This window comes from Microbacterium sp. zg.B48 (genome assembly GCF_024623505.1).
Taxonomy (GTDB): Bacteria; Actinomycetota; Actinomycetes; order Actinomycetales; family Microbacteriaceae; genus Microbacterium.
In genome coordinates this window covers 225,455-239,078 of the sequence record NZ_JANJFE010000003.1, presented here as the reverse complement: position 1 = coordinate 239,078, position 13,624 = coordinate 225,455, and the positions used below count along the sequence as shown (strand labels likewise).

At 68.1% G+C, this 13,624-nt stretch carries 15 protein-coding genes; 9 read left to right on the top strand and 6 right to left on the bottom strand.

Annotated elements, in window-relative coordinates:
• The first annotated feature begins 78 nt into the window (after positions 1-78).
• The 3 genes from NQ152_RS03015 to NQ152_RS03005 all read left to right on the top strand — a co-directional run bounded on the left by NQ152_RS03015 (position 79) and on the right by NQ152_RS03005 (position 1,550).
• Entirely contained in the window at positions 79-282 is a 204-nt protein-coding gene (locus NQ152_RS03015) for a hypothetical protein (protein WP_257522966.1), read from the top strand.
• A 77-nt stretch (positions 283-359) separates the two neighbouring features.
• A complete protein-coding gene (locus tag NQ152_RS03010) occupies positions 360-794 on the top strand; it encodes a hypothetical protein (protein ID WP_374113547.1) in 435 nt (144 codons plus the stop codon).
• A gap of 420 nt (positions 795-1,214) precedes the next feature.
• Positions 1,215-1,550, top strand: a complete 336-nt coding sequence (locus tag NQ152_RS03005; protein ID WP_257522965.1) for a hypothetical protein — start codon at positions 1,215-1,217, stop codon at positions 1,548-1,550.
• 272 nt (positions 1,551-1,822) lie between these two features.
• On the opposite strand, the gene NQ152_RS03000 is transcribed toward NQ152_RS03005, so the two are convergent.
• The 4 genes from NQ152_RS03000 to NQ152_RS02985 all read right to left on the bottom strand — a co-directional run bounded on the left by NQ152_RS03000 (position 1,823) and on the right by NQ152_RS02985 (position 5,810).
• Positions 1,823-2,143, bottom strand: a complete 321-nt coding sequence (locus NQ152_RS03000; protein WP_257522964.1) for a GNAT family N-acetyltransferase — start codon at positions 2,141-2,143, stop codon at positions 1,823-1,825.
• Positions 2,144-2,311: 168 nt separating this feature from the next.
• Complete coding sequence (locus tag NQ152_RS02995; protein WP_257522963.1) at positions 2,312-4,753, bottom strand: GAF domain-containing protein; 2,442 nt, start codon at positions 4,751-4,753, stop codon at positions 2,312-2,314.
• Positions 4,754-4,765: 12 nt separating this feature from the next.
• Positions 4,766-5,446 carry a response regulator transcription factor gene (locus NQ152_RS02990; RefSeq protein ID WP_257522962.1) on the bottom strand — a complete coding sequence of 227 codons (681 nt, stop codon included), beginning with the start codon at positions 5,444-5,446 and terminating at the stop codon, positions 4,766-4,768.
• 4 nt (positions 5,447-5,450) lie between these two features.
• Entirely contained in the window at positions 5,451-5,810 is a 360-nt protein-coding gene (locus tag NQ152_RS02985) for a response regulator (protein WP_257503292.1), read from the bottom strand.
• A gap of 136 nt (positions 5,811-5,946) precedes the next feature.
• Between NQ152_RS02985 and NQ152_RS02980 the strand changes: the two genes are divergently transcribed.
• Genes NQ152_RS02980 through NQ152_RS02970 form a run of 3 tightly spaced genes read left to right on the top strand, consistent with a single transcriptional unit; the run spans position 5,947 to position 8,359 of the window.
• Entirely contained in the window at positions 5,947-6,786 is an 840-nt protein-coding gene (locus NQ152_RS02980) for an alpha/beta fold hydrolase (RefSeq protein WP_257522961.1), read from the top strand.
• A 27-nt stretch (positions 6,787-6,813) separates the two neighbouring features.
• Positions 6,814-7,713 carry an alpha/beta fold hydrolase gene (locus tag NQ152_RS02975; RefSeq protein ID WP_257522960.1) on the top strand — a complete coding sequence of 300 codons (900 nt, stop codon included), beginning with the start codon at positions 6,814-6,816 and terminating at the stop codon, positions 7,711-7,713.
• A 25-nt stretch (positions 7,714-7,738) separates the two neighbouring features.
• On the top strand, positions 7,739-8,359 hold the full coding sequence (locus NQ152_RS02970) for a DNA-3-methyladenine glycosylase (RefSeq protein WP_257522959.1): 621 nt from the start codon (positions 7,739-7,741) through the stop codon (positions 8,357-8,359).
• A 62-nt stretch (positions 8,360-8,421) separates the two neighbouring features.
• Here the strand turns inward: NQ152_RS02970 and NQ152_RS02965 are convergent, their stop codons facing one another.
• Together NQ152_RS02965 and NQ152_RS02960 are read right to left on the bottom strand one after the other, a co-directional pair.
• Complete coding sequence (locus NQ152_RS02965) at positions 8,422-8,802, bottom strand: cupin domain-containing protein (protein ID WP_257522958.1); 381 nt, start codon at positions 8,800-8,802, stop codon at positions 8,422-8,424.
• A 300-nt stretch (positions 8,803-9,102) separates the two neighbouring features.
• Positions 9,103-11,865 (bottom strand): LuxR family transcriptional regulator, encoded by a 2,763-nt coding sequence (locus tag NQ152_RS02960; RefSeq protein WP_257522957.1) that lies wholly within the window; start codon positions 11,863-11,865, stop codon positions 9,103-9,105.
• Between the two features lie 352 nt (positions 11,866-12,217).
• Here NQ152_RS02960 and NQ152_RS02955 point away from each other — a divergent pair, with 352 nt between their 5' ends.
• The 3 genes from NQ152_RS02955 to NQ152_RS02945 are packed head-to-tail and all read left to right on the top strand — an operon-like array spanning position 12,218 to position 13,602.
• Positions 12,218-12,799 (top strand): small multidrug efflux protein, encoded by a 582-nt coding sequence (locus NQ152_RS02955; protein WP_257503285.1) that lies wholly within the window; start codon positions 12,218-12,220, stop codon positions 12,797-12,799.
• A 9-nt stretch (positions 12,800-12,808) separates the two neighbouring features.
• Positions 12,809-12,955 (top strand): hypothetical protein, encoded by a 147-nt coding sequence (locus NQ152_RS02950; protein ID WP_257503284.1) that lies wholly within the window; start codon positions 12,809-12,811, stop codon positions 12,953-12,955.
• A gap of 14 nt (positions 12,956-12,969) precedes the next feature.
• The gene (locus tag NQ152_RS02945) at positions 12,970-13,602 is read left to right on the top strand and encodes a hypothetical protein (protein ID WP_257522956.1); all 633 of its coding nucleotides are present in this window, start codon (positions 12,970-12,972) and stop codon (positions 13,600-13,602) included.
• Positions 13,603-13,624: the final 22 nt, after the last annotated feature.

Genomic DNA, 13,624 nt, shown 5'->3' with positions numbered 1-13,624 from the left:
ACGCGCTAGCGCCAGCCAGACCCGTGGCACCCGCGGCGTCATCTCGTGGCTTGGATGCCCACCCTCGAAAGGAAATTCGTGAGCGACCACATCCGCATAGGCGGCTTGCACGTCGCCCCAGAGCTCAAAGAGTTCATCGAGCGCGAAGTTTTGAAGGGGTCAGGGATAGCTAAGGACACCTTCTGGACTGGCCTGGAAGACATTGTCGAAGAGCTGGTCCCACGCAATCGGGAGCTTCTCGCTGAGCGTGATCGCCTCCAGGTGATGATCGCCACCGCGTAGATGTCGCTGGGCGTCAGCGTGAACTGGCTGCTGGCAGGCCCCGCACCTCGATTCAACAGCTGCTGACCATCCCTACGATGCCCGCCCCCACGTTGACGCCGACGGAAATCCAGGAAGAAATTGACAACAACGTCCAGTCGTTACTCGGTTATGTAGTCCAGTGGATCGACCACGGCGTCGGATGCTCGAAGGTTCTCGACATACATAACGTGTGGCTGATGGAGGACCGCGCGACCCTTCGCATTTCGAGCCAACTACTGGCGAACTGGTTGCGGCACGATCTGGTGATCCGCGATCAGCTTGAGGAATCGCTCATAAAGATGGCGGGAGTCGTAGATGCACAACACTCAGTCGACTCGGCGTACCGGCCTATGGCCAGCAACCTGGCTGGGAACGCCGCATTCCAGACAGCGAAGAAATTGATTTTCGAGGGCGTTCGCCAACCCAACGGATACACCGAGCAAATTCTGCATCGCCGTCGTCGCGAGGCGAAGGCGGCAACGCAGCGTTAGCGTCACGTGGTTTTGCTTGGGACTGCTGCACGGGTAGGTGCCATCTGACCTGGCTTGCCCGAGTGGTGGGCCCAGAACGATGATGCTGTGCCCAAGCCCTACCCGAGCGATTTCTGTGACGACGTGGTCCGGGTCCTGAGGAATCGCGAGCCCGGAGCGAGATCGAGCAGATCGCGAAAGACTTCGGGATCCACTCGATGACGTAGCAGAGGCGGACGCCTCCCGTCGACATCGACGAGGCCGCGAAGGCAGACCAGTCCCGGACTGAGGCGGCTGAGATCCGCGGGCTGCGCGAGCGGAATCGCCTGCTAGAGCAGGAGAACGAGGTGCTACGGCGCGCGGCGGCGTATCTGTCGCAGGCGAACTTGCCGGGAAAGGTGGTACCTGCTCCTGACGGGGCTCGCCGCCGCAGGGACCGCTGTGACGGTGACGTGTCGGGTGCTCAAGCTCTCTCGTCAGCCCTACTACCGGTGGCTGGTCGAGCCCATCAGGCCCAGCGAGGTGGTGGAGGCCTATCACGCGAACGCGCTCTTCGACGCCCATCAGGACGACGCCGAATTCGGGCACCGACTGTTGGCTGACGAGGCCCGTGACAACGGCGAGGTGATGCCGGATCAGACCCGGTGGCGGATCGCGTCGGCCAACGGCTGGTTCCGCGCGTTAGGGATGCCCAAGCGTGGCAAAGGCCGACGCCCCGGATCACCCGTCCACGATGACCTCTGCGCCGGCGTAAACCCTCTGGCGAGTTCGCGCTAAACCTCCCATCCGATAGCGAACCGGGCCGTTGCGTGCGCCGCGACGATCCCTGCGCGCGACGACCAGAGCGCGCACAGCAGCGAGCGGCCTGGCGGCCCGATCGACTTCGGCGGTACGCCGCGCCCGTTATCGCGATCGCAACGCAGTGGAGGGGTGCTTCAACAAGCTCGAGCAATCGCGCGGGTCGCATGCGGTCAGCAAGCGCGCCCGGGACTACCACGCCGGCTTCTTCCTCGCCGCGACCCTCCACTGGCTGAAAGCGGCATCGCCGCTCAGCTCGACAGTGACATCGCAGGAAGGGCGAACCCCTTTCCGCGAGCAGCGGGCGAGAGCCAGTAGTACATCCAGGCGGTCTCGTGCCGGAACTCGATCCCGGAGGCGCCGACGTTGCCGACCGCGACACCAGCGTCGACGACCGCCCAGTTCTTCGCGTGGCCATCAAATCGCAAAGCTTGTTCGATGAACGCCTGCGCCGCCTTCAGGCTCGACACATCGGCACCACCGAACTGCGTCGCCAGATCCGGTGCAGCCTGGGCGGCGCCCACCAGTGCGGAGGCATCCCCTGAGGCCCAGGGGCGAAGAACGACACTCACCCCCCAATCCTGCCTCAGCAGCCGGACACGCCCGCTCCTCAGCCTTTAGCAACACGACCTAGGTAGACGCAGAAGCGCGCGGTGCCGCATCCTGTCGCAGAACTCGGAGCTGCCCTAGCCGCACACCAGGCACATCGTCGGTGAGGGCGATGCATCCGTCCCAGGCCACTACCGCCCGTCCGACGCACCCAAAGGGATGCGTGCGACGATCCGGGTGCCGCCCCACAAAGGACTCACGATTTCTATCGCTCCGTAGCTCGCCTCGATGCGGTCTCGGAGCCCGGTCAGCCCGGTGCCACGGGACGGGTCCGCGCCGCCCACTCCGTCGTCTTCGACAGTGAGGATCAGCTCGTCGGCGTCGCCAGAAAGTGCGCACGACACGCCGACATGCGTCGCCTGCGCGTGCTTGACCGCGTTGGTGATCGCTTCGGCGACCGTGAAATACGCCGTTGTTTCGAGGGCCACCGGCAATCGGGGAATGACGAGGGCGAGATCAACGGGAATGGGGGTTTCGGCGGCGAGCGACTCGATACCGGCGGCGAGCCCGTTGCGGCTGAGTGCTGCGGGCAGGATGCCGCGGACGACGTCCCGCAGCTGCCGATTGGCTTCTTCGGCGTGCGCCAGCGCATCGACAAGCATCGCGGTGACCTCGCCCCCGGCGGCCGCGGCATCCCTCGCCAGCTTGAGGATGAGGATCGTGTGCACGAGGCGCTGCTGCGCGCCATCGTGAACGTCGCGCTGCAGTCGTCGTCGAGCGTCGTCGGCTGCGGCGATCACGCGCGCGCGGGATTGCGTGAGCCCTGCCCGATGCTCGGCGTTGGCGATGGCCGCGGCCATCAGATCGGCGAACGGCTTCAGGCGGTCTCTGCCATCGACCCGGCTCGGCGAATCGGAGTCGACCGCGAGCGCGCCCCAGCTTTCGCCGTTGACCAGGATGGGTGCTTCGGCATGGTGAGCCCCGGCGGTCGGCTGCAGTCTGATCTCGGCCATCACGCGTGCGTCACCGAATCCGCCGACGGGGTCGCGGACGACCTCGGCTGATGAGGCGTTCAGAACACGGGCTGCCTCTTTCACGACCGCGTCGAACACCGTGGGCAGCGGTGATTCGCGTGCGACGAGCTCGGCGACATGGCGCAGGGCTGCCTGTTCATCCGCGAGGCGGCGAAGGATCTCTCGGGCTTCGGCGTTGGCGATGGCCGCCCAGGTCAGTTGGGCGAAGCCCTCCAGACGTTGTTCGGTGTCGTGGGGGAGAGGTGCGGTCTGGGATGTCGAGACGAAGGCGCCCCAGAGACGGTCGTCGATGAAGACCGGAACCCCGACGCCAGCGCGAATGCCGTACCGTCGAACGATTTCGGCGCTCGGCATCGCGTCGAAATCGTCAACGCGAACGGCCTTCTTCGTCCGTGCCACCCGATCGGAAAGCGATCCGGGCGGGTGAACGACCCGGACGCCGATCGGGACAGGGCCGCCGTGCGTCGCGACGGCCACGATGGTGTCGGCGCTTTCGAATTGCAGGAGCGTGACCTCTTGTCCGCCCAATTGGTCGGATGCCGCCCGGCAGATCACCGCGAGGATGTCGTCCAGGGGTCTCGCCCGCGGCGCTCCACGGGCTGCGAGTTCGGCGATACGGCGCAGGGACGCCTGCTCGTCGATGAGTTCGCTCAGATGCTGCCGGTTCGTGATCGCGAGAATGATGCGGCCGGTGACTTCACTCAGATCCGTCAGAAATCGGGTCGTCTGGCTCGGTAACGCGGGCAGGGTCGTCTCGACCGTGAACGCGCCGACCCGCTCTTGCTGTGCCGTGACGGGGAATGTCACGGTCTGCGTCGGACGGATGGACGAGTCGGTGATCGACACGACCGGGTTGGTGGCGGTTGCCTCCACGCCGCCGAGAGCGGTCAACGTGGCGTGCTCTATCCCGCCCAGTTTGGCCGCGTACTCCACCAGGCGCGTGGCGATGTCCGTGATTGTGCCCTCGTCGGCGTCGTGCTGGATCGCACGCATGGTCTCGTCGTGTTCTGCCACAGCCCGCAGCTGGTTTCGTGCCTCGATGCTGTCGAAAGAGGCGGTGACCAGCTGCGCGAACGCGGCGAGCAGCGTCTCCGTCTCCCGCGGCAGCGCGCCGAGAGCCGAGCTGACGAAGAACATGCCCCAGGTCCGGCCTTCCACGATGATCGGCACCGCAACTCCTGCCGCGATCCCGAACCGCGCCGCCAGTTCGGCATCCGGCTGGCTTCGGTAGTCATCGACTCGACACGGCCGGCCGGTACCGACCACGCGGTCGGGGAGCGTGTCGGCTTCGAAGACGATGCGCATGCCGGCATCCGCGGGGCCGTCCGGCGAGGCCAGCACGAGCAGCTCTCTGGACCCGACGAACTGGGTCAGGGTGACGGGTAGGCCGTGCACCTGCCGTGACGCCTCGCGAACGATCACGGCGATGACATCCACGTCTGCTCCCGCGCGGGCGATCAGGTTCGCGACGTCACGCAGAGCGCGTTCCTTCTCGACCAGGCTCCGGATCTCGTCGCGCTCGATCCGGGTTCCGATCAGGCTCGGCTTGTGTTCCGCGCTGGCGCTGCCCGGTTGGATGCGCTCTGGAACGTCGCCCATGTCGACAGAGTCTCAGGCTCGTTGGGCGGTCAGGTATCGGAGCACAGCGCGGACGCGCCGGTGGTCGGCGCCGTCGGACGGGATGGACAGCTTTCGGAAGACGGCGGTGACGTGCTTCTCCACTGCGGCGTTGCTGATGAGCAGCGCCCGTGCGATTCCTTGATTGGACAGGCCCTCCGCCATGGCGGCGAGGACGGCCCGTTCTCGCGGCGTGAGCGGTGCAAGCGGTTCTGGAATGGAACGTGGCCGGAGCATGCGCACGACGACCTCCGGATCCAGAGCGCTCCCGCCCCGGGCGACCCGCATCACCGCTTCGACGAAGTCGTGGATGTCACCGACCCGCTCTTTCAACAGGTAGCCGACACCCTCGGGCCGGTCCCCGATCAGCTCGATCGCGAACTCCGGCTCGCAGTGCTGAGTGAGGAGCACCACGCCCATGGTCGGAACCCGTTCCCGCAGTTCGATCGCCGCCTGCAGCCCGTCGTCATCTCGGCGTGGCGGCATCCGGATGTCAACGACCGCGACGTCGGGTCTGTGCGCGAGAGTCTGGGCCAGGAACTCCACGGCGTTGCCCGCCTCCGCAACCACGCTCAGTCCACCGTCGGTGAGGACGCGGACGACACCCTGCCGGAAGAGAAAATCGTCCTCTCCGACGGACACCCGCACCGGCTGGTCCTGGATGTCGATGCTCATCGCCCTATTCGTCCTCGAGGAAGGAGCGAAGCAGCGCGCGGGACAGCTCGGTCTTGGGGATGAACGCCGCGGCGCCGGCAGCGGTCGCCTCTGCCGCTGTCGTCGCGTCGCTGTCGGACGAGGTGAGGATCACACGGATTTGCCACGGCGCCTCTGCCAGGATGCTGCTCAGTTCCAGGCCGGTGCCGTCGGGCAGACCGATATCCACGAGCGCGACGTCGGGTCGGCGCTCTGCTACATGTCGCAACGCTTCGGTCACGCTGCCCGCCTCACTTTCGGGTCGGTAACCCCAGTCAGTGAGCATTCTCCTCGCCAAGTCGCGAAAGCGCTCGTCATCATCGACGATCAAGACTGTCACGGCCATGCTCCCATCGTGCGACCGACGAGAGCGACCGACTGTAGGGTTTGCCGGAAATCTTCTCGGGTTCGCCGTGATGCGGCGGCGCCGGCCGGCGGGCGACGCTGACTGCGTCACCTACTTCGAGCCCGAGGAGCACACTGTGAGCACCATCACCGTCGGCGAAGAGAACTCCGCGCCGATCGACCTGTACTACGAAGATCAGGGCAGCGGCCGACCGGTCGTGCTCCTTGCGGGGTGGCCCTTCGACGCCCGCTCGTGGGAGCCGCAGCTGCACCCGCTGCTGGACGCGGGATACCGAGTGATCGCCTATGACCGCCGTGGCTTCGGTCGATCCAGCGCGCCCATCCAGGGGTACGACTTCGACACCCTCAGCGCTGATCTGGATGTCGTGCTGCGCACCCTGGATCTTCGCGACGCCACGATCGTGGGCTTTTCGCTGGGGACCGGCGAAGTGGCGCGTTACATCGGCCGGTTCGGCACCGAACTGCTGGCCAGCGCGGTTCTCATCGAGAGCCTGACACCGACCTTCATGCTCAGCGACGAGAATCCGAAAGGAGTCGATGCGGCGGGGGTGTCCGGCGTGCAGCAGGCGATCCTGGCGGATCGGTTCGCGTGGCTGACCGGGATGATGACCAACTTCCTGAACCTGGACGAGTACCAGGGCACGCTGGTCAGCGAGGACACCGTCCGTGCTCTGTGGTCCACCGGCGCTGATGCGTCTCCCTACGCGACCTGGGCGTGCCCGCACACCTGGCTGGAGGATTTCCATGCCGACCTGGAACGGTTCGACGTGCCCGCGCTGCTCATCCACGGCACCGCCGACCGCATCCTCTCGATCGACGGGCAAGGTCGCCGCGCGCACGAAGCCCTGCCGGCGGCACGGTACATCGAGATCGAGGGCGGACCGCACATCAACCCCGTCACCCACACCGCCGAGGTCAACCGCGAACTCCTGCGCTTCCTTGCCGACCCGTCTTGACCGACCCGTCACGACACGGCTGAGACCATGTTCGACACATTCACCGCCCGACCGGTCGACGTCGCACGCGGACCAATTTTCACGCTGACCGGAGGCGAAGGCCCTCCCATCCTGCTGCTGCACGGATACCCGCAGACGCACCTGATGTGGCACGCAGTGGTCGAGCACCTCACCGGCGACCACACGGTGGTCGTGGTCGACCTGCCCGGTTACGGTGGGTCGTTCCGGCCAGAGACCGCCCCCGATCACGGCACGTACTCCAAGCGAGCCATCGGGGACGACCTGGTCGAACTGATGCACATCCTCGGCTTTCCCGCCTTCGCGGTCGCCGGGCACGACCGAGGCGGCCGGATCGCCTACCGGATGGCGCTGGATCACCCGGACGTGATCTCCGCCGCTGGGGCATTCGACGTCGTGCCGACCGGCGAAGTCTGGTCCCGCGCCGATGCCCGGATGGCCCTGACGTACTGGCACTGGGCGTTTCTTGCGCAGCCGGCACCTCTCCCGGAGGATCTGATCAACGCGAAACCCTCCGCGTTCTTCGACCACCACGTCCGCACGCTCGGACTCGGGCGCACGGCACGCCGGTACCCCGAAGAGCTCATGGCGCAGTACCGTGCTCTCCTGGATGACCCGAGCGTCGTTCACGGCATCTGTGAGGACTACCGCGCCGGCGCGGGAATAGACCGGGAACACGACGACCACGACAAAGCGGACGGCCGTCAGATCCGCTGCCCGCTGCTGGTGCTGTGGAGCGCGCCGGGTGCGCTGCCCAAGTTCTACGGGGACGTGCTGGACATCTGGCGCCCGTGGGCCAAGGATCTGCGCGGGCGCGGCCTGGACGCCGGACATTTCCTCGTCGAGGATCAGCCCGAGCAGGTCGCGCAGGAGCTTCTGCATCTGCTCTCCAGGCGGCGGGTGCCGTGACGAGGTCGCAGGCAGGGGTCGTCCCATGACTGTGCCGTCGGTCGCTGCGGGCTATGCCGTCCTGGGCCGCACCGACCCGGTCCTGGACCGCTTGATCAAGAAGGTGGGCACTCCCGATCCGTTCGCCTTCCCTGACGGGGGACGCACGACAGGCAACAACTTCGCCGGGATGGTCCTGCACATCGTTGCGCAGCAGATCTCCATCAAGGTGGCGCTCGTGCTGTACGACCGGCTGATCGCTGCCCTGGACGGTCCGCCGACACCGGGTGGCGTTCTCGGCCTTGACGTGGACCACCTCAGGGCGATCGGGATGTCGCATTCCAAGGCCGCGTATCTTCACCACCTGGCCGACGCGGTCGTGGCCGGAGATCTCGCGATCGATGCTCTCGACGCGGTGGGCGATGACGACGTCATATCTGCGCTCACTCGCGTGAAAGGGATCGGGCCGTGGAGCGCGGAGATGTTCCTGATCCACCAGTTGAAGCGACCGGACATCCTGCCGGCTGGAGATCTCGGCATCCGCACCGCAGTGCGACGCGCGTACGAGCTGACCGACCTGCCCCTCATCGCCGACGTGCGCCGGCGAGGCGCCGCGTGGTCTCCCTACCGGACTCTCGCGTCCACTCTGCTCTGGCGATCCCTGTGAACAGCAGGGACAGCGACAGCCCGCGGAGCGCCGCCGCTCAGCAGCTGATCGCGCGCCGGCTGTCACGGCTCCAGAGTGGCGATGGGCTTGCCGGTCTCCACGAGGTAGGTCGACAGCATCCTCCCGGTGTCGGGGCCGAGGTCGGTCGCGTTGTGGGGGACTCCTGGGGGGATGAGGAAGCCGTCGCCGGCGCTCAGGATCTGGGTGGCGGCGTCTTCGCGTTCCATGCGCACCTTGCCGGCGACGATGTAGCCGACCTCCTCGCCGGGATGGTGGTGCCATCCCGAGGACACGTCAACGGGGATTTCGGTGAGCACTTGAACAATGTCTCGTCCGGGGATCGATGATGAGGCGTGCTGGATCTCGGTCCGCTTCAGCCTTCCGCGCAGCTCGTCTGCTGCCTGCCCGGCGGTGACATCGGGAGTGGATGGTGAATCGGTCATGATGTCTTCCTTCTCGACGACTCGGCGAACGCGTTGACCAGGAGTCTTCGCGGCCTCGGCCGCAACCGCGCGCCGGTCAGCCGGAGAAGATTTCCGGAGAACCCCACGCTCGAGTCCCCGATGCTCGCAGTGGGGCGATCGTGCTCGATGCGCCGGCCGCGGCCGTGCGCCACGACCCGCAGCAGCTGCTCGACTTCCTCGTCGTCTGACGACGCCGCGGGGCGCGCCGAGCGCCGGACGCGAACTCACGATCGAGCTGGACCGCGACCAGCACGACGCTCAACACCTGCTCGCACCGCCTCAGCGGTTCACGAGTCCGGGAAGCGGCAGGTCCCTGAGCTGGCGACGGGAGCTGATGCCGAGCTTGCGGAAGATGTTGCGCAGGTGGGCTTCGATCGTGCGTGGGCTCAGGAACAGTTGCGTGCCGACCTCGCGGGACGTCGCGCCGTTGGCGACCAACCGCGCGATGTGCAGCTCGTGGGCCGTGAGCGCGTCGGTCGGCTGAGCGGCTCGTGTGCGCGGGTGCTCGCCGGTGGCCTGCAGTTCGCGGGCGGCGCGCGCGGCGAACGCTTCGGCCCCCATGTCCGACAGCAGATCGTGTGCGGTGCGCAGCTGCTCGCGTGCGTCGTGACGCCGGCCCTCGCGACGCAGCCACTCTCCGTAGACGAGGTGCGTGCGGGCGAGCTGGGTGGCCATCTTGGAGCGTGCAAGCTGCTCGATAGCCTCGCGAAAATGCTCCTCGGCCTCCGGCCCGGTGCTGGTGAGCGCTCGGGAGCGCGCCGCGAGCCCGAGCGCCCACGGGGTGGCGCAGGCGACGGCTCGTGAGGTGAGTTCCTCCAGCGCCTGGGCCGCACTCTCCGGCCGACCGGCCCGGCAGGCCGCTTCGATGAGTTCGGAGTGGGCGAGATTGCTGTGCCTGAGCTCGTCGGATTCGAATGCGCGCGCCGCGGCGGCCTGAGCCGCCGGGTAGTCGCCGAGGCCGTTGTGCTGCACCGCCATGGCGTACTCGGCCAGAAAGACCTCGGTGCCCGGCCCGCGCGCGGCCGCTTCCTGCTCAATGATCGCGTGGACCTGGTCCGTCTCGACGGGATCGCCTCGCCAGGCCGCCAGGATCAGCTGGGCGTGCAGCAGTGGCACCGCCGTGGTGGCGGACCCGATCTCGGTCTGCTCGGCGGCTTGCCCGAACTCACCGGAGAGCACCAGCATCACCGACTGGACCAGAAGTGCGGCGGGGAGCGTGGCCAGCGCGCCGGCCTCGCGCGCCAGCCGAACGTGGCGGGCGGTCAGCGCGAGAACGAGTTCGTCGTCGAAGACGGCCATCGCCGTTCGGCTGGCCAGCCATCCCCACCGGCGCAGGTCGGCATCGCCGACGGCGTCCCGATCCGATTCGTCCTGGCAGAACGCCGCCAACGCTTGCCGCAGGCGGGGCGCGCCCGCGGTGTACCCCTCCGTGAACGTCGTCACCAGTCCATCCAGCAGCAGATCCGCCGGCCGCGGCGGCCCGGGCGGCGCGGGCGCGGCGCGCGCGGCTTCGGCGACATCCCGCACGCTCGGGCCGGAGCCGACACCGCCGGTGACGATGGCCGCATCCAGCGCATCCAGGTAGGTCTCCCGGGACAGCGCCGGATCGAGCGGGGCAAGGCTGCCGGCGGCACCCAGCAGCATCCGCAGCCCCTCGCCGCCGCGCGCGCGGTGGAACCCGATCCGAGCGTGCAGCAGTTCCAGCCGAGCCTGCTGGAGCGCATCGAGTGGGCCGGCGGCGGCGCGCGTGAGCAGCTCACCCGCGGCCTCGGTCGCGCCGGCCTCATGGGTGGCGAATGCGGCTTCCAGGGCCCGACCCGCACGCGCGGCCGGTTCTGGGCTGAGTCGGGCGGCGTACGCCATGAAGGCCGCCGAGGCGCCCAGCCCGCCACGCGCGCGGGCGCGGCCGGCTGAGCGCTCCAGCTCTGCGGCGGCATCCTCGTCGGTGCCCTGCACCGCCTGCGCGCGGTGCCACGCGCGACGGTCGGGGTCGGTGGCTGGATCGGTCGCGGCAGCCAGCGCGCCGTGCGCCCGGCGCTGCTCGGGCGGTGTCGCGTCCCGGTAGACCGCCGAGCGGGCGAGCGGATGCCGGAACCGAACCTTGTCGGCGATCTCGAGCAACCCGGCGTCTTCGGCGGCCGCGGCCGCGCCGTCGTCGATGCCCAGCTGAGCGGCGGCGCGCCAGAGGAGGGCGACATCCCCGGTGGGCTCGGCGGCCGCGACCACGAGCAGCAGCCTCGTGTCCGCAGGCAGGCTGCCCGATCGACGTCGGAAGCTCTCCTCGACGCGGCGTGGGACATCCAGGACGCCGGGCAGTTCGAACCCGCCCGTCAGCTGCGCCGGCGAGGCGCTCAACGGAAGCTCCAGCAGCGCCATCGGATTGCCGAACGATTCGGCGACGACACGCTCGAACACCCGGTCATCGAGCGGCATCGGCAGCGCGGATGCCAGCAGCGCACGCGCATCGGCCTCCTCCAGTCCGTGCAGTCGCAGGACGGGCAACCCGGCCAGTGCTGTCAGCTCCGGCCCGGGTTGATCGCGTGCCCGATCGCGCACCGCGAAGACCAGCGCGATCCGCTCGGCAGCGAGACGTCGCGCCACGAATGCGAGAACCTGTGCCGATGCTTCATCCAGCCACTGCGCATCGTCGATGAGGCACAGGAGCGGCCCCTCCTCCGCGACCTCGGCCAGCAGATTGAGAGTCGCCAGACCGACCAGGAAGCGGTCCGGGGTCTCACCGCCCTCCTGCCCGAACGCCACACTCAGCGCGGTCTGCTGCGGATCTGGCAGGGCGCTCGCGCGGTCCAGCAGCGGCGCGCACAACTGGTGCAGACCTGCGAACGCGAACTGCGTCTCGGACTCCACCCCGACCGAGGTCTCCACTCGGAACCCGGATGCGTCCGCTGCGCGGCGGGCGTGCTCGAGCAGCGCGGTCTTGCCGATTCCGGCCTCCCCGTGCACGACCAGGGCTCCGCTCTGCCCGGCGCGTGCCCGGGAGAGGAGTCGGTCGATCGCTTCGAGCTCGGCGCGCCGGCCAATCAAGTGCCCCAGTGTCGTTCCTTTCAGCGGATGCCGGCACCGCACTAGGCACTCATCACCGACGCGAACGAGGTGGTCCACACCTTAGCGTCTCCGAATACCCGGCAACGGGGACGGGTGTTCTACGGACGCGATGCCCTGGTGGGCGGTGTCAGCCTGGCGGTGCAGCGAAAGGCCCAGACGCGCAGAACGTCCGGCCCGGCAGCGAGCGGGAGCCCCGCAGGCGACCGCGAGACCAAGTTCGTGGCCCCAGCGCGATTTGACCCGGTTCTGAGAACACGGTTTCTCCTGGAACCACCGCCCCAATCGCTCGAGCCGAAAACCCGAAACCCGATACCCGAAAGGACGATCCGAAATGAATCCGATCCAAGACCTCATCATCCGCTTCCAGGAACTGGTCGCTCAAGTGCCCGAGTTCATCCAGCCGTTCATCGTCATGCTGGCCGGCGCCGTCCCCTTCATCGAGGGGGAGCTGGGGGCGACCATCGGCATCGCCGGCGGTCTCAATCCCATCCTCGCGGCGGTCGCGGCCGCCGGCGGCAACTTCCTCAGCGTGCTTGTCGTCGTGCTCCTCACGTCGCGCGCCCGCACCGCCGTCGTGAACCGGACCCGAGTCCCGGTCGGGGTCGCCGCGGGGGCCGCCGGCTCCTCTACGAGCGGTGGGGACGAGTTCGCCGCCCCGCTTGCGCAGGCGGACGCCAAGCCGCAGTCCAAGGGTCGGGCGCGCTTCAACAGGTGGCTCATCCGCTTCGGCGTTCCCGGTGCCAGCATCCTGGGCCCGCTGGCGATCCCGACCCAGATCACCTCCGCGATCCTGGTCGCCGGCGGCACCTCCCGCGCCTGGGTCCTGCTCTGGCAGGCCGTTGCGATCGTCCTGTGGACGACGGTGAGCACCGTCTTGGTCTGGGCCGCGCTCACCTTCCTCGTCGGGGTGTGAGCGAACCTGATGCTCCGGCAGATCAAGCACGCCATGTACCGCCCGCAACCCGCCGACATCGAACTGCCGGCGACGGTCTCCATCGATCTGAGTCATCTCGTCGTCGTCGCGGTCGCGGCCTCGATGTCCATGGCGCAACCCCCGACATCCGGCTGAACAGGAGGCAGGACATGGAGCAGGTCACACCCGGCGACGGGCATGCGCTTGCGCGCTATCGATGGTGGCAGCAGTTCTCGCGTTCGCTGTTCCATCTCCGCCTCCGCATCGATGCCGCCACATTCGAAACCTGGTCGGTCGATGTCCGAATCGGAGGCGATGAGGATGGGAACGTGCACGCCCAGCTCTATCGCGACGGCGTGAACGTGGCCCGATCCGCGCTGCCCGCGGCGTTCCCCGTGCCGGGAGGCGTCATCGAGGTGGCCGCCAGCGCCTACGGTCTCAAGCGCTGTGACTATGTCACCCCGGACGGGGCCCGACGCCAACTCGTTCCGGACCCCGCGTCCGCCGAGGGTCGACGCGCGCACTTGGACCGGACACGCCCCGGCTTCAGCCGTGCTCTCGGGACCGCCTCGGTCATCGTGCTCATCGTCGCGCTTGTCGTGGGTGTGCCACAGGGCATCGAGCAGATCACCACTATCCCTGTCGTCGCCGACACCATCGGCACGTTCATCAGCCCCTTCCAGCTTCCGGCATGGGCGAACATCTCGCTCGTCTTCGTCGCGATCGCCGCCAGCACCGAGCGGGCCCTCCGGTTGCGGCACAACTGGCTGCTCGACGGCAGCCTCTTTGAGGGCGGCGAGTAAGCACAGGGCCGAGACGGTCCGC

Coding starts and splice junctions, on each gene's coding strand:
- NQ152_RS03010 (WP_374113547.1), top strand. CDS start 360: ATGCCCGCCCCCACGTTGACGCCGACGGAAATCCAGGAAGAAATTGAC.
- NQ152_RS02995 (WP_257522963.1), bottom strand. CDS start 4,753: ATGGGCGACGTTCCAGAGCGCATCCAACCGGGCAGCGCCAGCGCGGAA.
- NQ152_RS02990 (WP_257522962.1), bottom strand. CDS start 5,446: ATGAGCATCGACATCCAGGACCAGCCGGTGCGGGTGTCCGTCGGAGAG.
- NQ152_RS02985 (WP_257503292.1), bottom strand. CDS start 5,810: ATGGCCGTGACAGTCTTGATCGTCGATGATGACGAGCGCTTTCGCGAC.
- NQ152_RS02975 (WP_257522960.1), top strand. CDS start 6,814: ATGTTCGACACATTCACCGCCCGACCGGTCGACGTCGCACGCGGACCA.
- NQ152_RS02970 (WP_257522959.1), top strand. CDS start 7,739: ATGACTGTGCCGTCGGTCGCTGCGGGCTATGCCGTCCTGGGCCGCACC.
- NQ152_RS02965 (WP_257522958.1), bottom strand. CDS start 8,802: ATGACCGATTCACCATCCACTCCCGATGTCACCGCCGGGCAGGCAGCA.
- NQ152_RS02955 (WP_257503285.1), top strand. CDS start 12,218: ATGAATCCGATCCAAGACCTCATCATCCGCTTCCAGGAACTGGTCGCT.
- NQ152_RS02950 (WP_257503284.1), top strand. CDS start 12,809: ATGCTCCGGCAGATCAAGCACGCCATGTACCGCCCGCAACCCGCCGAC.
- NQ152_RS02945 (WP_257522956.1), top strand. CDS start 12,970: ATGGAGCAGGTCACACCCGGCGACGGGCATGCGCTTGCGCGCTATCGA.